Origin of the sequence: Campylobacter sp. FOBRC14, from assembly GCF_000287855.1 — a bacterium.
Lineage (GTDB): Bacteria > Campylobacterota > Campylobacteria > Campylobacterales > Campylobacteraceae > Campylobacter_A > Campylobacter_A curvus.
Map to the genome: position 1 here is coordinate 163539 of NZ_ALJJ01000018.1, position 18700 is coordinate 182238.

Annotated in this window: 22 protein-coding genes; 3 read left to right on the forward strand and 19 right to left on the reverse strand. The window is 44.6% G+C overall.

Features of this window, described 5'->3' with window-relative positions; all coding sequences use genetic code 11:
* Positions 1 to 13: 13 nt before the first annotated feature.
* The 7 genes from HMPREF1139_RS09755 to rpmH are packed head-to-tail and all read right to left on the reverse strand — an operon-like array spanning position 14 to position 5525.
* Positions 14 to 766 (reverse strand): hypothetical protein, encoded by a 753-nt coding sequence (locus HMPREF1139_RS09755; protein ID WP_009651311.1) that lies wholly within the window; start codon positions 764 to 766, stop codon positions 14 to 16.
* Positions 732 to 2066 carry a tRNA uridine-5-carboxymethylaminomethyl(34) synthesis GTPase MnmE gene (mnmE, locus tag HMPREF1139_RS09760; RefSeq protein WP_009651172.1) on the reverse strand — a complete coding sequence of 445 codons (1335 nt, stop codon included), beginning with the start codon at positions 2064 to 2066 and terminating at the stop codon, positions 732 to 734. Before mnmE ends, HMPREF1139_RS09755 begins: the two co-directional genes overlap by 35 nt.
* Complete coding sequence (locus tag HMPREF1139_RS09765; protein WP_009651466.1) at positions 2047 to 3171, reverse strand: Jag N-terminal domain-containing protein; 1125 nt, start codon at positions 3169 to 3171, stop codon at positions 2047 to 2049. Before HMPREF1139_RS09765 ends, mnmE begins: the two co-directional genes overlap by 20 nt.
* The gene (yidC, locus tag HMPREF1139_RS09770) at positions 3171 to 4727 is read right to left on the reverse strand and encodes a membrane protein insertase YidC (protein ID WP_009651251.1); all 1557 of its coding nucleotides are present in this window, start codon (positions 4725 to 4727) and stop codon (positions 3171 to 3173) included. Before yidC ends, HMPREF1139_RS09765 begins: the two co-directional genes overlap by 1 nt.
* Positions 4728 to 4729: 2 nt before the next feature.
* The gene (gene yidD, locus HMPREF1139_RS09775; protein WP_009651334.1) at positions 4730 to 5071 is read right to left on the reverse strand and encodes a membrane protein insertion efficiency factor YidD; all 342 of its coding nucleotides are present in this window, start codon (positions 5069 to 5071) and stop codon (positions 4730 to 4732) included.
* Complete coding sequence (gene rnpA / locus HMPREF1139_RS09780) at positions 5068 to 5403, reverse strand: ribonuclease P protein component (protein ID WP_083845037.1); 336 nt, start codon at positions 5401 to 5403, stop codon at positions 5068 to 5070. The genes yidD and rnpA overlap by 4 nt, the downstream gene beginning before the upstream one ends.
* The gene (gene rpmH, locus HMPREF1139_RS09785; protein WP_002940373.1) at positions 5391 to 5525 is read right to left on the reverse strand and encodes a 50S ribosomal protein L34; all 135 of its coding nucleotides are present in this window, start codon (positions 5523 to 5525) and stop codon (positions 5391 to 5393) included. The genes rnpA and rpmH overlap by 13 nt, the downstream gene beginning before the upstream one ends.
* A gap of 122 nt (positions 5526 to 5647) precedes the next feature.
* On the opposite strand from rpmH, the gene HMPREF1139_RS09790 reads away from it, so the two are divergent.
* Together HMPREF1139_RS09790 and HMPREF1139_RS09795 are read left to right on the forward strand one after the other, a co-directional pair.
* A complete protein-coding gene (locus HMPREF1139_RS09790; RefSeq protein WP_009651381.1) occupies positions 5648 to 6319 on the forward strand; it encodes a uracil-DNA glycosylase in 672 nt (223 codons plus the stop codon).
* On the forward strand, positions 6316 to 7587 hold the full coding sequence (locus HMPREF1139_RS09795; protein ID WP_009651432.1) for a hypothetical protein: 1272 nt from the start codon (positions 6316 to 6318) through the stop codon (positions 7585 to 7587). Before HMPREF1139_RS09790 ends, HMPREF1139_RS09795 begins: the two co-directional genes overlap by 4 nt.
* On the opposite strand, the gene HMPREF1139_RS09800 is transcribed toward HMPREF1139_RS09795, so the two are convergent.
* From HMPREF1139_RS09800 to HMPREF1139_RS09840, 9 genes are read right to left on the reverse strand one after another with little or no spacing between them, the layout of a single operon-like run.
* Entirely contained in the window at positions 7512 to 7919 is a 408-nt protein-coding gene (locus tag HMPREF1139_RS09800; RefSeq protein ID WP_034966481.1) for a YbgC/FadM family acyl-CoA thioesterase, read from the reverse strand. The genes HMPREF1139_RS09795 and HMPREF1139_RS09800 overlap by 76 nt on opposite strands.
* A gap of 13 nt (positions 7920 to 7932) precedes the next feature.
* Positions 7933 to 8439 carry a threonine/serine exporter family protein gene (locus HMPREF1139_RS09805; protein WP_009651328.1) on the reverse strand — a complete coding sequence of 169 codons (507 nt, stop codon included), beginning with the start codon at positions 8437 to 8439 and terminating at the stop codon, positions 7933 to 7935.
* On the reverse strand, positions 8432 to 9211 hold the full coding sequence (locus HMPREF1139_RS09810) for a threonine/serine ThrE exporter family protein (protein WP_009651365.1): 780 nt from the start codon (positions 9209 to 9211) through the stop codon (positions 8432 to 8434). Before HMPREF1139_RS09810 ends, HMPREF1139_RS09805 begins: the two co-directional genes overlap by 8 nt.
* Positions 9212 to 9214: 3 nt before the next feature.
* Positions 9215 to 9706 carry a DUF4149 domain-containing protein gene (locus HMPREF1139_RS09815; protein WP_009651494.1) on the reverse strand — a complete coding sequence of 164 codons (492 nt, stop codon included), beginning with the start codon at positions 9704 to 9706 and terminating at the stop codon, positions 9215 to 9217.
* Positions 9703 to 10134: a hypothetical protein gene (locus tag HMPREF1139_RS09820; protein ID WP_009651162.1), complete on the reverse strand. Its 432-nt coding sequence runs from the start codon at positions 10132 to 10134 to the stop codon at positions 9703 to 9705. The genes HMPREF1139_RS09815 and HMPREF1139_RS09820 overlap by 4 nt, the downstream gene beginning before the upstream one ends.
* A complete protein-coding gene (gene prmC, locus HMPREF1139_RS09825) occupies positions 10131 to 10967 on the reverse strand; it encodes a peptide chain release factor N(5)-glutamine methyltransferase (RefSeq protein WP_009651308.1) in 837 nt (278 codons plus the stop codon). Before prmC ends, HMPREF1139_RS09820 begins: the two co-directional genes overlap by 4 nt.
* A complete protein-coding gene (locus tag HMPREF1139_RS09830) occupies positions 10957 to 12159 on the reverse strand; it encodes a M48 family metallopeptidase (protein ID WP_169767371.1) in 1203 nt (400 codons plus the stop codon). The genes prmC and HMPREF1139_RS09830 overlap by 11 nt, the downstream gene beginning before the upstream one ends.
* Before the next feature lie 5 nt (positions 12160 to 12164).
* Positions 12165 to 13265: a hypothetical protein gene (locus HMPREF1139_RS09835; protein ID WP_009651182.1), complete on the reverse strand. Its 1101-nt coding sequence runs from the start codon at positions 13263 to 13265 to the stop codon at positions 12165 to 12167.
* Positions 13266 to 13271: 6 nt separating this feature from the next.
* On the reverse strand, positions 13272 to 14648 hold the full coding sequence (locus tag HMPREF1139_RS09840; protein WP_034966485.1) for a sodium-dependent transporter: 1377 nt from the start codon (positions 14646 to 14648) through the stop codon (positions 13272 to 13274).
* Between the two features lie 427 nt (positions 14649 to 15075).
* On the opposite strand from HMPREF1139_RS09840, the gene HMPREF1139_RS09845 reads away from it, so the two are divergent.
* Entirely contained in the window at positions 15076 to 15609 is a 534-nt protein-coding gene (locus HMPREF1139_RS09845) for an NAD(P)H-dependent oxidoreductase (protein ID WP_009651425.1), read from the forward strand.
* Between the two features lie 91 nt (positions 15610 to 15700).
* Here HMPREF1139_RS09845 and HMPREF1139_RS09850 read toward each other — a convergent pair whose 3' ends face one another.
* The 3 genes from HMPREF1139_RS09850 to abc-f are packed head-to-tail and all read right to left on the reverse strand — an operon-like array spanning position 15701 to position 18693.
* Complete coding sequence (locus HMPREF1139_RS09850; RefSeq protein ID WP_009651331.1) at positions 15701 to 16234, reverse strand: tetratricopeptide repeat protein; 534 nt, start codon at positions 16232 to 16234, stop codon at positions 15701 to 15703.
* 32 nt (positions 16235 to 16266) lie between these two features.
* Complete coding sequence (locus HMPREF1139_RS09855; protein WP_009651420.1) at positions 16267 to 16758, reverse strand: hypothetical protein; 492 nt, start codon at positions 16756 to 16758, stop codon at positions 16267 to 16269.
* Complete coding sequence (gene abc-f, locus HMPREF1139_RS09860; RefSeq protein ID WP_009651234.1) at positions 16759 to 18693, reverse strand: ribosomal protection-like ABC-F family protein; 1935 nt, start codon at positions 18691 to 18693, stop codon at positions 16759 to 16761.
* Positions 18694 to 18700: the final 7 nt, after the last annotated feature.

Genomic DNA, 18700 nt, shown 5'->3' on the forward strand with positions numbered 1-18700 from the left:
GGCAATAAGCTCGCTAATAAGGCTCGTATGTTTCAAACGCTGCGCAGACGATATTTCTCAGCACTCGCTCTTGCTTTTTTAGATCATTGTTGATGACCCTTCGTCTGAAATCTTCCGACATCGCCTGGGCTCTGACCTTGGCTAAATTCTCATCTTTCACGAAAAATTTAAATTCTAAATTTACAAGCTTGCTCTCGCTCTTAAATTTGACCTCGCTTTGTATCAATGTCGCGAAAAATTCGCCGTTTTGTCCGATGTTATAGTTTGTCACGGCTCTTGCGCCGATACTCTCGCCGACGTAAAAAGCTATGCACAAGGGCTTATCCGCGCTATAAACTATCGTCTCAAAGATGCCGTTTCCAAATTCGTAAAATTTGACGCTTTTTGCTCCGCCAAGGCTCATCATTTCATCTTCGTCGTTTAAATTTACCTCGCGGTCTCGCTCTAAATCACGCACAATTGCAAATTGCCCGCCACTCATAAACATATCGCCGATTTTTAGAGGTTTTGAGCCGTCCGTTCTAGCCAGAGCAAAGCCGACCTTATCGCCGTCTTGCGGCTGATTGGGCGCATCTTGTGAGAAAAGTGCGACTTGAGCGATACTGCCGTCATTTTCGAGATATTTTTCCCACTCTTCTTTTAGTGCTTGTTTGACCGCCTCGCTATCCATGAAGTCACTTTTTGGCGCGCAGCCACCGAGCAAAACCGCCGCGAGAGCGAGCGCGTAAAATCTATTTACCAAGGCAAAAATGGCTGAACATCTCATCTAAAATTTCACTCCGTTCAAATGGTCTTGTGATCGCGGCTATCGCAGCTATCGCGGTATTTATCTCGTAGGCAAAGAGCTCAAGCTCGTCACCGAGCAAATTTAACGCTCTTTTTATCGCTACACTTGCGTCTTTACATTGTTTGATTTGGTGATTCGAGCTTAGCATCATCTCGCTACTATCCTGGGAGTCAAGATAATCCCGTAGCTGCTTTACTATCTCGCTAGCTCCTTTTTTCGCCGAAATTTTGATGCTAGGGCTTAAATCAAGGTCAAATTTAAAAGCTAGATCGCTTTTGTTTAGGACAAAAAATACCTTCTTGCCGGAATTTTTGACCAGCTCGACGATGTGTTCGTCTTGCTCGTCACTGGCGTTAGAGCTGTCAAAAACGGCCAAAACGATATCGGCCTCCTCGATCGCCGCTAGTGAGTAGCGGATGCCGATCTCCTCAATCTTGCCTGCGTTTTTACGGATCCCTGCCGTATCGATGATGCGCACCAGGTGCGTTCCGACCTTGAAATTTTCCTCTATCCTGTCGCGTGTGGTGCCCGCCTCGTCGCTGATGATCGCGCGCTCGTAGGATAAAAGCGAGTTTAAAATAGAGCTTTTGCCGACATTTGGTTTGCCGACTATCGCGACCTTGAAGCCATCGATCAGCCCGCGCCTTTGCTCGCTTATTTGCACTATTTTATCAAGCTTTGCGGCATTTGCTTCGAGCATGGCCTTTATCTGCTCTAGCAAATCGCCGGGCAAATCATCATCCGCATAGTCGATACTAGTCTCCACAAAGGCAAGCGTCTTTACGAGTTCATTTCGCATCTGCTCGACATATCGGCTCAGATCGCCTCGCATCTGACGGGCTAAAATTTTAGCCGCAGCCTCGCTCCTTGAGTTTATGAGCCCTTGTATCGCCTCAGCCTTAGCAAGATCGAGCTTGTCGTTTAAAAACGCTCTTTTGCTGAATTCTCCAGGCTCGGCTAGCCGCACGCCAAGTTTTACGAGCTCGTTTAATATCATATCAGCCACGACAAATCCACCGTGAGTGTGAAATTCTACCACATCTTCGCCCGTGAAGCTGGCTGGCGCTTTGAAATAAATCATTATCGCTTCGTCCAAAAATTCTTTATCGAGCGAGTAAATTTTAGTAAGTGTGGCGAGGCGTGGAGAGAGGTTTGAAATTTTAGTGAGCTTTAAGGCGCTTTGCAGAGCGGTCGAGCCGCTCAGCCTGATGATGCAGATCGAGCCAATGCCATGCGCCGTGGCAATGGCTGCGATATCGTCATTTTTTGAAGAAATCATTTACCACGACGAATTTCCCGTCGTTGCCCGACTTTATCCCGACATATTTTTGCGGGAATTTCTCGCGTAGCTTTTCAAGAGCTATCTTTACCAAAACGCCGTCAAGTGGCTTTGTTTGCGCTCTACCCGTATTTTGCACGCGTTCTATCACGCCGTTTAGATACTGCTCTATCATCGCCTCTTGATTTTTCAAAAATTCAGCTATCTCAAGGCGTATGGCAAGGTTGTATTTTACATTTAGCCAATTATAAAGCAAATATGATATCGCCTTGTATCGGTAGCCTTCTTTGCCTATAAGCAGCGCTGCATCGCCCCCGTCAAGCTCTATGAGGACGGTATCGTCGTTAAATTTTGACGCCTCTATCTTCGTGATATCAAAGCAACTGGCGGTAAAAAGCTTATTTAAGCCATCTTTTATCTCGGGTAAAATTTTATCAAAGTCTATCGGCTCTTTCGGGGCTTTTTTAGGTTCGTTTCTACTCTCCGGTACGGTGCTTTCTTGATTGAAATTTTCTAAGATCGACGTGTCCAAGATATCCTTGCTAGGCTTTTTATGTGAGCTTGTGTCATTTTTTTCATCGTCTATACGTTTGATGACATACTCTGGCTTTGCTACTTCAAACTCGGTAACTAAATTTTCATCTTCCGTCTTATCTGCAAACGCGGCATGCGCCAAGGTCGAATTTTTTTCGCTTAGACTAGGCCCTGCTTTTTCGGTTTTAAATTCTTTGTCTTCGCGATTTTTCTTATGACGATTGCGCTTTTTCTCCGTATGCTCGCGTTTTACGCCGGAATTTACAGACTTTGCTTCCTGTTCGTCGTGCTTGGAAGAGTTATTTCCGTTAGTATGTCTACTTTCATTTTTATTGTCGGTATTGTTTTTGTGATTGTTTTGCTTTTGCTCATGCTTGTTTTTAAATTTTTCCTGTAACTTTTGAGTCTGCTTTTCAGGCACGGCCTCTATAATGGCGCTCTTTTTGAAAAAGCCGAATATCCCACCGCTTGGATGCTGGATGACCTTTATATCAAGCTCGGTAACCGAGCATTTTAGCTCGCTTGCAGCCTTTTGAAAAGCCTCTTGTAAATTTTCCGCTTCGATACGCATCAGGCCTTTACCTCCACTTTTTTATGTTTTTCAAAAAGCTTATTTACAAAAATTTGTTGGATGACGGAGCAGACGTTATTTACAAACCAATAAAGTGTAAGACCTGCCGGGAAAGTCACGAAGAAAAATGTAAAAATAAGCGGCAGATACTTCATGATCTTTTCTTGCATAGGATCTGTAAACGTCGTCGGCGTGAGCCTTTGCTGTAAAAACATGGTCGCACCCATCAAGATAGGCAGGATAAAGAAAGGATCCATCGCCGAAAGATCATGTATCCAAAGTATCCAAGGAGCGCCTTTAAGCTCGATAGCGTTTAGTAAAACGCGGTAGATCGCGAAAAATACGGGGATTTGAAGCAGTATCGGTAAACATCCGCCCATAGGATTCGCACCGTTTTTCTTATAAAGCTCCATCATGTGGGTGTTAAGCTTTTGCGGATCGCCTTTGTATTTGGCCTGGATCTCCTTGACCTTAGGCGCAAGCTCTTTGAGTTTGTTCATCGATAGCATGCCCTTATATGTGAGCGGGAATAAAATGATCCTTATCACAAGCGTCAAAACCACGATCGCCCAGCCCCAGTTGCCTATGTATTTATGTAAAAAGTCGAGAAAGGCAAACATCGGTTTAGCGATAAAAGTAAACCAGCCGTATTCGATGATATCGGTCAGACGAGGATCCATGCTGCTTAAAATTTTATGATCTTTAGGCCCGATATAGCCGCTCGTTTTGAAATTTCCATTTTGCTTTACAAAGATGATAGCGTTTTTCTTTGCGTCAGTGCTCATGACGACATCAAGAGGTTTGCCAAAGGAATAAAAAAGCGCCGTATAGTATCTATCTGAAGCCGCGGCGACCGTTATATCGCTGAATTTCTCGGTTCCATCTAGATCGTCATCTTCAAGTATGCTGAGTTTATCGTCTGCGTGCATCAAAAGCGCGCCGTGGATAGTGTAGTTGTCTACCGAAATATTTGGTCTAAAGCCTGGAGTGATGAAATATTCGACATTTTTGCTTAAATTTACCTCGACTTCGTATCTGCCATCAGGGTAAAAAGTTATCTTTTTTGTTACGCTAAGCCCGTCTAAATTTTGTGTCAAATTTATAGTCTTTGCGCCGCTAGATGCGTCAAGCTCGCTAATATCGGCAGTATAGCTCACCCTAAAGGCTTGATCGTTTATCGCCGCATCGCTAAATCTCATTTCAAGCGGCAAAGGCGAAATGCCGGTAAGTTCGGTTTTGTTTCCGTCTGCGGTCTCGTATTTCTTCTCGGTCAAATAAAATTTACTGATGCGCCCCAGCTCATCTATCTGCGCCTCGTAGTTTTGGCCTTTTATTTTGGCTAAAATTTTAGTATTTTGGCTAGGATCGGTGTTTGCGGTGACATTTGCGCTTTGTGAAGAGGGAGTGGCGTTTGAGCTATTTTGTGCGACATTTACGCTGCGGTTTTGCTCGATAGGCATACTCTTTGGGATAAAAAAATAATCGTAAGCTATAAAAAATAAAAATGATAAAAGAGTTGCGATTAGAACTCTTTTTTGAGTTGATAATTTATCCATTTTTAACGTTTTTCCTTTAATGAATCTAAAACTTTTATGACATAAAATTTGCTATTTTTACAAGGAACGAACCAAAAATCTATATTTGAAAATTCCATCCGTTTAAATATAGAAAAAGAGCCGAATCTCTTGCGGATCACCGGGTAGTCTATACCGCCTTTGAACAGTTGATTGCACCTTAGAATTCTCGCGAGCGTAGCCAAAAGGGCGGAAAAAATATCGTTATTTTTAAATTCCCAAACTGCATACTCGGAGCAAGTAGGATAGTAACGACAAGATTTCGGTAAAATTTTGGAGATGTAGTTTTGATAAAATTTTATACAAGAAAGCGCAAAATTCTTCATTTTAGACATCCCAGTTTTTTGAGCGACCAACGCAGATTTTTATGAATTTTGTCAAAAGAAATTTCGATAAGTCCGTACTTGGCTACCATGATATATATACCGTCTTCAAGCTCATCGCAAACCTCTAAAAAAGCGGCTCTTAAGAGCCTTTTGGCCCTATTTCTTACGACCGCTTTCCCTACTTTTTTACTAGCTACTACCGCTAACTTATTTTCACTTGAAGGTTTATAAAAAAGCACGCAGGCGTCACAATGCCATTTTTTCGCCTCTTTATAAACCGATGAGAATTCCCTTGAGTCTTTTAAAGGCTCAAAACGGGCTAAGCCGCCAATCTTTTTCTACCTTTTGCACGTCTAGCGTTTATGACCTTGCGACCGTTTTTAGTTTTCATCCTTAAGCGAAAACCATGGGTTCGTTTTTTAGGTGTTTTATGAGGCTGATAAGTCCTTTTCATCTCTTTCCTTAAAGTTAATGTAAAGTTGTGATTTTAGCAAAGCTATACTTAAATTCCTTTGAATAGCTGACGGACACGAGAAACATAATTTAAATTTTAAGCAAATTCAACTATAATACAAAATGAAAATTTCGCAGCGACAAGAAGCATTAAAAAAGCTATATTTCTTAAAAGCCGTAGGGTATAAATTTATAAATGAAAATTTCATAAATTTATATCAAAGTGGCGAATTTAGCGATCTAAACGAGCTAAATAAACAAATTTCACACTGCGCGCTTTGCACTCTTAGAAAAACGGCAAATCGCACTATTTTGGGATTAGGAGACAAAAGCAGCAAAGTGATGTTCGTATCTTTAGCGCCCAGCATAAGCGAGGATCAAGAGGGCGAGCATCTTTGCGGTATGGCGGGAGTGAAGCTTTGCGAGATGATATATAATTCTTTGGGGCTTAGAAAGGGAGAATTTTACATCAGTTCGATCCTACGCTGTAAATTTTTACCAAGTGAGACTCAAAATGCGGCCATAAACGAATGCTTCGAGCTTTGCAGGCCGTATCTGCTCGAAGAAATAAGACTGCTTAAGCCAAAAGTCATCGTGGCCTTAGGCGAGCAGGTTTTTTTAAATTTATACCCCGAGAGCCTTTTAAAAAACAGCTTCGAGAGTATACGCGGTAGTGTCTTGAAATTTGGCGATATATCGGTGATGCCGACGTATTCGCATGCGTGGCTGATGAAAAATCCGAGCTTTGAGTCCGTGTTTTTAGACGATCTAAGAAAGATCAAAGGAGTGATATGAGAAAAATTTTTATTATATTTTTTACGTTTTTTATCTGCCTGTACGCAAAGGAGCAAACCCTATCAAATATACCTCCTGCAAGCATCGAATATATAAATTTAGAGCCTGAATTTTGCGATGAAGCATGCTTAAAAGAGCTGGTAAGCGAAAATTTGCTGGCTAGCTTCATGGCGCGCTTCGAGCCTACTAAGACCACAAATAGCGAACTTTTGAGCCTTTATAACGAGCTTAACGGTAAATTTACGCCTCAAACGCCACAAGGTGCGAACAAAATCGCCGTGATAATCCCGCAAAAAACCATAAAATCATACACGTCTGTCGTTACGAATTCGCTGATATCTTATGTAGCGAGCACGAATGCCAAGGTAGAGCTCAAATTTATAATGAGTGGCGACGAGAGCGCGCAAAACATCACAAACGCCATAAATACGGCGCGCGATCAAAATATCAGCTACTTTATCGCGCCATTTACGCCAAGCGGCGTGAGAGTGCTAGATCAAAACATAGCAGGTAACGAACTAGCTTACGTCCCTAGCGTGCACGCCTCGCTCGTAAGCTATGCAAAGCCAAATATCATATTTGGTGGCATCGACTATCAAGCGCAGATAGCGGCTCTACTTAAAATTTCAAATGACAAGGTCGCGGCATTTAGCGATGCAAGCGGGCTTGGCGAGACATTAAACGAATACGTCAGAAAGCTTAGCGCAAGCGAAATTTACGAGGTGCAAGTAGCGGGCAAAGAGCTGAAGCTAGACGGCTATCTAAGCAAAAAGTCTAAATTTGACGGCTCTAGCGTATTTTTAAATCTGCCCGTCATCAAAGCCTCCCTCGTCGCGACACAGATGAGAGGCTACCAGATAACGCCGTTTGCACTGCTTAGCACGCAGATAAACTACATACCAAACATCTTTGGCGCTATCGCACAGCGAGACAGGCAAAATTTATACATCGCAAACTCGGTAAATCCTCAAAACGATCAGCTAGTCGCCACGAACGCGCTTTTTGACGTAGATTTAAGATACAGTCAAATAGGCTATTCTTGCAGCGTCGGGCTTGATTATATATATTCAAATTTCATCGATCCCTCGCACAAGAGGCTATTTAGCGAAAATTTGGTCGGCTCGCAGATCGTTTATGACATCAAATTATTTGAAGCAAAAGGCGAAAATTTCACGCCTTTAGAGCCGGTAGCTCAAGACTTGGATCCAGCAGCCAGAGATCTAAAAAACGACACCAACTCCTCGCTCATACGACAAGGTCTAGAGTGATCTAGGCAAGCGACCGTGATATCGGCGGCAAAGATCAGCTCGCTCGAGACTTCATTTTCTTTAGCTATCCTGAATATCTCTTGTCTTAGCACGAGCGAAGCCTTTTTGATCTCTTTTGCGCTCGTTTTTACCTCGAGCATGTCGCCCAGGACAGCCGGCTTTATAAATTTCGCATTTATGCCGGTCACCACGAAATAGCAGCTTGGCGAAAAGACGTCCAGCTTCGAGTCAAAAAGCATCTCGCTACGCGCTCGCTCGCAAAATTTTATATAGTTTGCGTGATAGACGATGCCGCCAGCATCGGTATCCTCGTAATAAACTCGTATTTTCATCTCACTTCCTAAATCAATTTTTTTCGCCCCTAGCTCCCCTTGTCGTCATCAATGACTGCTCGTAAAACATAAGGAGCGTGACCGAGACGCCTACGCCAAGAGCTAGAGATATGCAGACCGTAGCTAGCGCGTTGTCAAAAAATATCATCAAATATGTCGTTTTTTGGCCTATGTCCGTGCTCTTTATAAACCAAAGCAGTGCCAAAATGCTTTTATAGGCATAGATGCCAGGTATCATCGGCAAAAGCGCGGGAAACGCGATGATCTCGGCAGGCACTTTAAGCCTCTTGGCAAAATACATCCCCAAAACGCCTATCAAAAATGAGGCCAGCAAGGTAGCCACCGAGATGCTGAAAATTTCAGTTTGTATCATCAAATACCTGCTAGAGTGCGCGATAGCCGCCAGTAGCGCCGAAAAAGCCAGCGTCCTTTTTGGAGGCGAGCTGGCATACGCAAAGCCAAATCCGGCTACCGCCGCAAACGCCGCATCGACCATCGTCAAAAAAAATAGCTCAAACATTTAAAAGCCCTAAATTTGAGATCGCAAGCGTCATATAAACGCCAATAGCTATGCAGATGATGAGAAGCCCGGTATTTAGGCCTCTGCTGACACCGACTAAAATATTTTCGTTTAGTATGTCAAATACGGAATTTATGAGATGAACGCCCGGCATCAAAAACAAAATACTAGAGCCTATGGCGACGTCCGGCGTGCTCGTGATACCGTAATAAACGCCGATATAAGCGATAAACGAGGAGATGAAAGAGACGATTATGTATTGAAATTTCAAATTTATCTTAAATTTCGTCAAGACAAAGCGCAGGTAAAAGCCGACCAGCGTAGCTACAAAAACGCAGCCCACAGAGCCGACATCGCCCTCAAATAGCCTACAAAAGGCGGCATTTGCGAGGCTTATAAATAAAAGCGTCTTGTAAAAGCCATTGTTTTTAGAATTTATTATCTCGTTAAAATGCCTTCTCGCCTCGCTCAAATTTATCTTTTCGTCGTAAATTTGCCAGCTGAGCGCGCTCAGTTCGGAGATGAGATTAAAGCTGATAGGCGATGCGACGCTGGATTTTACGTATGTGCGGCGGATCGAGTTGTCATGCGGGTCAAGGACGCTGATGATGAAGTGCTTGACAAATATCGTCAGACTGACATCATAACCATAAGCCCTCGCAATACGAGTCACGCAGCGCTGTATCCTCGCTGTATAGGTGCCTACGCTTAGCATCTTTGCCGCATAGTCTATCAAAAAGTCGGCGATCTCTTGGATATCAGGCCTTTGCATATCCTAAGCCTCCTTCAAACCTCGCTCTTTTGGGCTACGCCCGATAAATTTAAAGAAAAACAAAAACAGCTGTGCGAGCATCATGATCTTCATCACGTATTCGCTCGTTTTATGCACGCTTCTAAACTCATCAGTCGCGGTCGCCGCCTCGCCAAGGCCTTGAGCGTGCAAAATATAGCTCGTGAAATAAAACACGAAAGCAAGCGCTAGGGCTAAATTTATAAAGCTTAGAGCAAAGGCCGAGATCCTCACGTGCACGCATTCCTCGCCCTTTAGCCCAAACGCGTCGAATATAAACGCAAATACGCTCACCGCGAGCAAAACGTAATTGTATTTAAGAAAAATTTGCGTCATCAAAACGCCGCTTTGAAAGTGCGTGAGCACACCCTCGCCTATGAAATTTTGCGGGAAAAACACCACCGGAGCCACAAACGCTCCCAGCGCGATCTCTATGCCAATAAGCGCGGCGATCAAAAACAAATATACCTTTTTCATATCTCTTTTATCTCCTTTTTGGTTTTTATCTCAAGCTTCGTAAATTTTAGGAAAAATACGAACGCCTGTAAAAATATCATGAATTTTAGCACAGCTTCGCCTATTTTGTAAGCACTGTAAAATTCTCTGCCAAACACATACTGAGTGCCAAAATGCCGGGCGTTTGAGACAAAAAATATAGCCAGCGCCAAATTTAAAAACAAAACAAACGATAGTCCGGAAAATTTGCCTCTTTTTATCAAAAATAGCTCGCAAATGATAACAAAAACGCTTATGCCCACAAGCAAATATTTAAACTGCAAAAACAAGGCGTTACCGCCGGTGCCGATGAGATAATACAAGCTAAATACCGCCGGATGGACCACAAAAAGCACGCAAAGCTCGACGCCTATCAAAACGGCAAGCGAAAAAAGATATATGCCTATCAACCCTGTCCTTTTTTTAAATTTAACGCCAGTTTTGCCGTAAACCCTCTATCAAATCCAGCCAAATCTTGATAAAATTTCGCCTCAAAGCCATTAAATTTAAGCGCCTTTTCAAGCGAGCTTTTTTGATCATACCCCATTTCGCAGGCGAGATTTTTTACGCGGCGGTTGCGCGCTAGCAAAATGATATTTTTTAAAATTTCATCGCCCGTCAATCCACCAAAAAGTGCGTTATGCGGCTCGTTTAGCACGAATTTATCGAGCTTATAATCTTGCGCGATGTAAGGCGGGTTTGAGACTAGCAGGTCAAATTCGCCGCTTACGTCATCTAAATAAGCGCATTTTATAAATTCTATCCTGTCCACGACGCCAAATTTTGCGGCGTTTTCGCGGGCTAGATCGAGTGCGGTTTCGTTGATATCGGTCGCAGTGATCTTGGCGGGAGAATTTAGCGCGATACAAATACTGATTATCCCGCTTCCAGTGCCGATCTCGGCGACACGCGCAGCGGGCAAATTTACCAAAATTTCAAGCGATTTATCGACTAAAATTTCAGTCTCAGGACGCGGGATCAAAACGCCCTTTCGCACGCTAAAATTTAGCCCGTAAAAGTCCGCCTTGGAGGTGATGTATTCAAGCGGTTCGTATTCGCAAAATCGCCGAACGAGCGCAAAATAGCCGCTCTCATCAGCTAGATCCGCGCTCAAATTTAAAAATATCCACTCCGCGCTCATGCCCAAATGGTGCATCAAAAGTAGCTTTGCCACTTTGCGCGGACTTTCGCAGACCGCTGAAATTTGCGTGCTCGCCTCTTTTAACGCCGCTTCAATCTTCACTTTCCAGCTCGCTTATGCGCTCAAAAAGGCTCGGGTGGCTGTGATAGACGAAGGCGTAGAGCGGGTGAGCCTTTGGAAACGCCTTGTTTTCGCTGCCAAGCTTTTTAAGAGCGCTTATCATATCCGTACGACTTTTCACTCCCGCGCCAAATTTGTCCGCGCCAAACTCATTATGGCGGCTGATCGCGGAGATGACGGGCGAGAAAACGAAGCTAAAAATCGGTGAGAAAAGCACGAGAAAAACGATGATCGCACCGCCGTTTGGGCTGAGTCCAAGCGCGCTATACGCGGCGTTTGGGATGTTGCCAGAGAGCGCGAAAAGCAAAAACAACATCACCGCGCTTACGGCTATCATTTTAAAGATGTCTTTGTGCTTAAAATGCCCCAGCTCATGCCCCAAAACCGCGATGATCTCACTTTGCGTGAGCTTGCTAACCAGCATATCAAAGAGCACCACGCGCTTCGTCGCTCCAAACCCGCCAAAATAGGCGTTTAGGCGGTTGTCGCGCTTACTCGCGTCGATCGTGAAAACTCCGCTGCTTTTAAAGCCACACTCAATTAGAAGCCCTTCGATAGAGCTTTTTAGCTCGCCATCTTCCAGCGGTTTCATCTTATTAAACAGCGGTGCGATGACGGTCGGGTAGATCAAATTTATGACGATGATAACGGCAAAGCTGAGCACAAACGCCCAAAACCACCAAAACTCGCCCAAAAATCCGATACAAAGCAGCACGACCCAGACAAAAAGCGAGCCAAAAACGAGCGTGAGGGCAAGCGACTTGACAAGGTCGAGTACGAAAATTTTAGGCGTCGTGTTTGAAAAGCCAAGCCGCCTGTCTTTCACAAACGTTTCGTAAATGCTAAGCGGTAGCTCAAGCAATGACGAGATCACCAAAAAGCTCATCACGAAAATAATATTTTCGCCAATACCGCCCGTTTTGACGACGAGCGAATTTAAAAATTTTAGCCCGTAGCCTGCCCATATCGTAAAGATAACGGCGTGATAAACGAGGCTGGCGATCTCATATTTTTGATTTACGACCGCCACGTGTGCGGCGTTTTCGTATTCGTCCTGCGAGAGCACGACCGCTGGCTTTTTAGCTTCGTTTTGCACGAAATTTATCTGCAAAACCGCAAGATAAATTTTAACGAACACATATAAAAAATAAATTCCAAGCAGATAAATCATCATTTTCCTTAAATGTTATATAAGCTAAAACATCCGTAGTCCGTGCGTACGGCTAAATTTTTATCTATAAATTTTGCCTCGCAGCTTTTTACGATGTGTTCGATCTCAAATTCGCACACGTTTTGGCTAGCTAGATCGACGAGATACGCCATGTTATAGTCGATCATCACAAGCTTCGTTCGCTCGTCATTTACGCAAATTTTTCTCGCTTCGCCGCACTCTTTTTGCCAGCCAAATTTAAGCTCGCGACCGTTTGAAAGCTCGAAGCAATGCACTTTGCCGCGGTAATATTCTCTGGCGACGAGCGTCTTGTCGTTTAAAAAGCAAATTTGATCCAAAACGTCAAATTTGCCTTCAATAACGTTTAAAATTTCGCCGTTTGCACCTAAAATTTTGATCTCTCCCTCCGCCGTGTGAAGTGCGAGCCGATCGTCATCAAACGCCGCACAAAGCGGGGCTTTGCCTTTGATCGGGGTAGTTTTAAACTCGCCAAAATTTAAGATCCGCTCCCCGTCCGTCACGAAAATTTTACCGCTCGCTCCAAACGCCACCTTGCTCTTGCCCTTGCAAACGAAGCTGTAAAAGTTGTCCGAGTCACACAAATTTAGCTCGTTTGAAAGATTTGTAAATTCGCCCGTTCGCGGGTCAAATTTATAGATAACGTGATCGAGGTCTAGGATCAAATTTTCGCCCGCTCGCGCCGCTTCCCACGCAAGAATTTCTGGCAAAACGATTTGCTCTTTTATGCGTCCGTCTTTATCAAGTGCGAGCAAAAAGTCCTTTTCATCATCATCTTTTTGATCGCCGCATTTATAGACGAACATGCTCTCACCGACGCTCTCAAACGCCAACGCACCCGAGTAGCCGCCGCCTATATAAACATGCAAGCACACCTGAGCGAAATTTGCGTTTTCATCACGCAAAACGTAGCCCTTTTTGAGCGTCTCCCACTCCTTTTTGATGCGGGCTTTTTGCGCCTCTTCGGGACTTACAAATTCCTTTTTATTTTCTCTCATTTTGCCGTTTTTCGTGCTTTGCGATACGAGCAAATTCCCGCTTACTTTGAAATTTATCTCATCGCCATTTGCGAAATTTACAAACTTTCTCATCGATGCCTACTTTAAAAAATTATCATAAAAACTGCTTATGAAAATGACTAAAATGATAAACGGAATGACGTATTTTACGTACCAAAACCAAAAATTTATCACCTTTATATGGCGCTCGCTACCTTGTAAAATTTCGCGTTTGGCCTCGTCTTTTAGCACCCAGCCCACAAATATCGCACATCCCAGCGAAGTCAGCACGAAAAATATCGTCGCGCTGATAGCGTCATATGCGTCAAATATATTTTTGCCAAAGATCGTGACGTCGCTTAGTAGATTTGTCGCCATCAAGGACGGTAGGTTGCCAAGCACGAATATTCCTCCAAGCACGGCAAATATCGCCTTTTTGCGCGTAAATTTAAATTTCTCCTGAAGTGTCGTGATAAGCACCTCGTATATCGGCAGCGACGTAGTTAGCGCGGCTATCATCAAAAGCGTGAAAAACGCCACGGCAAAAAATTCACCCGCCCACATATGCGAGAAGACTATCGGCAAGCTCTTAAAAACGAGGCTTGGACCGCTGTCAGGCGAAACGCCAAAGCTAAATAGCGACGGAAATATCATAAATCCCGCCAGCACCGCGATAGCCGTATTCAAAACGCCCGTTATAACTGAAATTTTAACCAGCGCCTCATCCTTTTTGACAAAGCTTGAGAGCGTGATCATCACGCCAAAACCAAGCGAAAGCGCGAAAAAGACCTGCCCCAAAACGTCGATGAAAAGCTTCATATTTATCTTTGAAAAATCAGGCGTCAAGTAAAATTTCACGCCCTGTGCCGCGCCTTCAAGCGAGAGGTTTTTCGCCACCATCATCAGCATCAGCAAAAACAAAAGCGGCATGAGGTATTTTGCGGCTTTTTCGATGCCGTTTACCGCGCCTTGCACAAGGATTATGTAGTTGACAAGCACGAAAACAAGGGTCGCAAAGCTGATAGCAAGCGGGTTATTAACGATATTTTGTTCGTAAAATTCGCTCGTTACGTTAAAGCTCACGATATTTGAGAGGTCAAACATCCCGAACAATATCTGCGCGATGTAGTTTAGCACCCAGCCGCCGATGACCATGTAATAAGCCATGATGCCAAACGCGCCAAGAAGGCTCATATAGCCCACACTTTGCCAAAATTTATGTATCTTTTTGCCGCCCACTTCGCCACTAAAGGCATCGACGACATTGACTTTCAGGCGCCTACCGATGGCGTTTTCCACGAGGATCATCGGTATGCCAATCACGATCATCGCCACGCAAAAAACGAGCACATACGCCCCGCCGCCGTTTTGACCGACCAGATATGGAAACCGCCAAGTCGCGCCAAATCCCACCGTCGCACCGGCGACCGCCAAAATATACGTGAGCCTCGAACTCCAACTTTGTCTTTTTTTCAAATTTTTGCCTTTATCTGCGAATTTAAGAGAGGATTTTACCTAATGTGGGTTTAAATTTAGCAACGAATTTGATAAATTTGAAGAAAATTTTGAAATTTATGGAGATTTACAGACAGCCCGCACGCCACTGTGTCGAATTTAATAAAGAAGCAAATTTTATGGCTCTATTATAATAAATCATTGATGCTTGCTTCGCAAACCTTGCTCGCTCCGCAAAACACCGAACATATAGCACGATTTTCGCGTTCAGCCTGTGGCTTCTCTGAAAATCGGCGGTGATAGCGTCGCTTCACAAGATTTGACTTCGCTTTGAAATATGAAAGTCAATGAAATATTTTAACAGAGCCAATTTTATATCTACTTGTTGCAAAAAGCCTAAATTTAAATTTAGGAGCTATAATCTGCGAAATTTAACAAAGGAGACGAAATGAAAACACTTATCATCGCAGCGCACCCCGACATCGCGCATTCAAGGGTCAATAAAAACTGGCTAAACGCCGCTAAAAAGGACGGGAATTTCGTCATTCATGAAATTTACAAAGAGTATCCAAACTGGCAGATCGACGTGAAAGAGGAGCAAGAACTACTCGAAAAATTCGAGTGCGTCGTGTTTGAGTTCCCGCTTTACTGGTATAGCTACCCGCCGCTTTTGAAAAAATATTTCGACGACGTGTTCGCCTACGGCTGGGCCTATGGCAGCAAAGGCAAGGCGCTAAACGGCAAGAAATTCACCCTCGCCGTCTCGGTAGGCGACGATGAGCATGAGTATTCCAAAGACGGTCATATCGGATTTAGCATCGAGGAGGTCGTCACGCCGTTTAAATCAGCAGTAAATTTCGTCGGTGCGAAGCTGCTTCCTAGCTTTTTCGCGTTTGGCTTTTCGATAGATCCAAGCGACGAGCTCGTGGAAAACAGCACGAAAGAGTATATGAAATTCCTACGCGATCTTTCGTTTAGCTAATTTTCAGCCAAAGGGCATATGGCTGTTATCGTATGTGGTCCCAAAAGCCACTAGGGCAGCAAGTAAAGCGCAAATTTTAAAATTTAGGCTATCAAGGAGTGGTCAAATTTTTTATCAGCTCGCAGGCAGGCTGCAACCCAGCATCACATGCCCTAGTAAAATACCTGCGCGCCTCTTTCTCGTTCTTTGGCTCGTTTATGCCCTGCAGGTAATAAAGTCCCAGCGAAAGCGCCGCCTGTGGGTATTCGAGGCTATCAGAGAGCTGCCAAAGCTGCTTTGCTCTACCCACATCCTGCGCCGTGCCGCGCCCGGTCATATAAAGCAGTCCCAAGCGGTAGCTAGCAAGCCCTCTTACCTTTGGCTTTTGCGATTTGACTGCACGCTCATAAAGCTCGAGTGCGCCTTTGACGTCCTGTCTGGCGCACTGCCCCTTTTCTTTCATCCAGCCGTAGTTAAAAAGCGCATCAGGATAGCCTGCGTCCGCTAGCTCCTTATATATCCGCTCGGCGCTCTCACACTCGCCTTTGTTGAAAGCCTCGACCGCTTGCATAAATTTTTGCGTCTCATCGTGATCGCTTGCGTTTAAGACGAATGCACAAAACAAAAATATCAAAATTCCCCTCATTTTGGCTCCTTTTATATCAAATTTTATCCGCTCTAGCCGTCTGATCTCGCTTCGTTTCGGCAGGCCTCTTTCATAAAGCTCTTTATACTCCACGCTTCGCTAAAAAATTTCACACTAAAATATAGCGGCAGCAAAGATATCGAGCTATAGCGAGCGAACATAACGATCGTCAAGGCGGACGAAACGGCTAGTAAAAGGCCAATAATCAGGCAAAATTTAAGCATATTTTCAGTCCCAAGCCTGCGCTCCATCGCCGCCATCGGCCTATCCACGAGCGAGCCACTGCCAGTAGCGCATAGCCTTGAGACGCTAACGAGGCGATTTATCGCACCTTCTTTTACATACGCCACGCGCAAAGTGTCGTCCTCGCCGCTGAAATACACACTCATCTCGTCCGCCCCGTCGTCAAAATACCCCACGATCTTCACATCCTCCAGCCAAAAGACCGCCATAAATTTTACACCTAAATTTTGCTTCGTGATGAGATTTTTGACCTTGCCTGTTTTAAAAAATATCTTTGCCACCTAAGCTCCAAATCCTTCGGCGATTTCAAGTACTTCAAAGTATTCGTTTTCTAAATTTTCAAGCTCTTTTTTTGCCGTTTCAAGGTCATTATAAAGTGCAGTGAGCCCCATTTTTTGATAAATTTTAGGATCGCTTAAAGCCGCGTTAAGCTCGGCTATTTTGCCTTCTAAATTTGCGATTTTTTCTGGATGAAATTCTAAAATTTGCGTTTGTTTGTAGCTTAGTTTTGCGGCGGTTTTGCTCTTTTGCTTCGTGCCGCCCTCGCTTAAATTTAGCTCGCTTTCAAATTTAGCTAGCTCGCTTAGCTCGTCTTCTAGCTCCAAATAAACGCTGTATCCTTGGTGCAAGACGTCAATATTCGTGCCTTCAAAAGCCCAAAGCTTGTGCGCGATCTTATCGACGAAGTAGCGGTCGTGACTCACGAGCAAGATCGCCCCAGTGAAGCTTTGCAAGTAGTCCTCTAAAATGTTGATGGTCGCGATGTCAAGATCGTTTGTGGGCTCGTCAAGCACGAGCATGTCGTATTCTTTGGTAAAAAGTAGCGCGAGCGCGACGCGGTTTTTCTCGCCGCCACTTAGCACGCCGATAGGCTTATCAAGAAATTCTTTTGGAAAAAGGAAATTTTTAAGATAGCCAAAAACGTGCATATTTCGCCCGCGCACCATCACGTGATCGCCGCCGTTTGGGCAAAAGGTCTCAATGAGGCTCTTTTCGTCATTTAGCGCACTTCGCGACTGGTCAAAATACCCCACGCGCACGTCTCCACGCTTTATCTCGCCACCGCTCGCGCTCTCAAATCCAAGCAAAATTTTAAGTAGCGTGCTCTTGCCGCTGCCGTTTCGTCCGACGATAGCGATGCGCTCGCCTTGTAGCACGCGCGCGTCAAATTTTTCAAAAAGCAGCTTGCCACCGATATTTTTACTTAAATTTTTGATCTCAAAGAGCATTTTTTTACGATTCGTGCTTTGCGTCTGGTTGAAATTTTTACTTGCGCGTTCAAGCTCCAGCCTCACACGGCGGATCGCGCCCGGATTTTTCTTGGCCTCCTCGCGCATGGCTAGCACTCGCTCCTTGCGCCCTTCGTTGCGTTTTAGACGAGCTTTCACGCCTCGGCGTAGCCACTCCTCCTCGCTTTTTAGCTGTTTTAGCAGCGTCTCGTGCGACTTGGCAAGGCTTTCTAAAAGCTCTTGCTTCCTAGCCAGATAGTTCGCGTATCCGCCCTCAAAGCTGCGCATTTGCGCCTCCTCTATCTCGACCGTGCGCGTGGCTAAAACGTCGATGAAATAGCGATCGTGACTGATGAAAACTATCGTCTGGCGCGAGCTTTTAAGCATCTCTTCAAGAAATTTCACCATATAAACGTCAAGGTGATTCGTCGGCTCGTCAAGCAGCAGCACGTCAGGGTGCTTTAAGATGAGCGCGCCAAGCGCCACGCGGCGGATCTCGCCCCCGCTAAGCGAGCAAACCGCCCTGTTTTCATACTCTTTTAGCTTAAATTTTTCCAGCACCCGCTCGATCTTTCGCTCGATGTCCCAGCCCTCTTTTGCTTCGATAAATTTTACCAGCTCATCTGAATGCGCGTGAAGCTCCTTGTTTTCGGGCTGGGCGGCTAGTTTTTCAAGGACGGCGGCGTATTGCTCTCTTGCGTCAAAAATTTCTTTTAGCTCGCGGTTCATCGCCTCTTTGACGCTTAAATTTTCGTCAAATTTTGGCGTTTGAGCGAGCATCGCGACGCTGATATTATTTTGCGTTATGACCCGCCCGCTATCAGGCTCGTAAGCCCTGCATAAAATTTTCATCAGAGTGCTTTTGCCACCGCCGTTTTTACCCACGATCGCGATACGCTCGCGCTCATTTACGCTAAAATTTACCTCGTTTAAAATTTCATTTGCACCGAATTTTTTGCTGACTTCTATGAGATCGATGAGTGCCATAGATTTT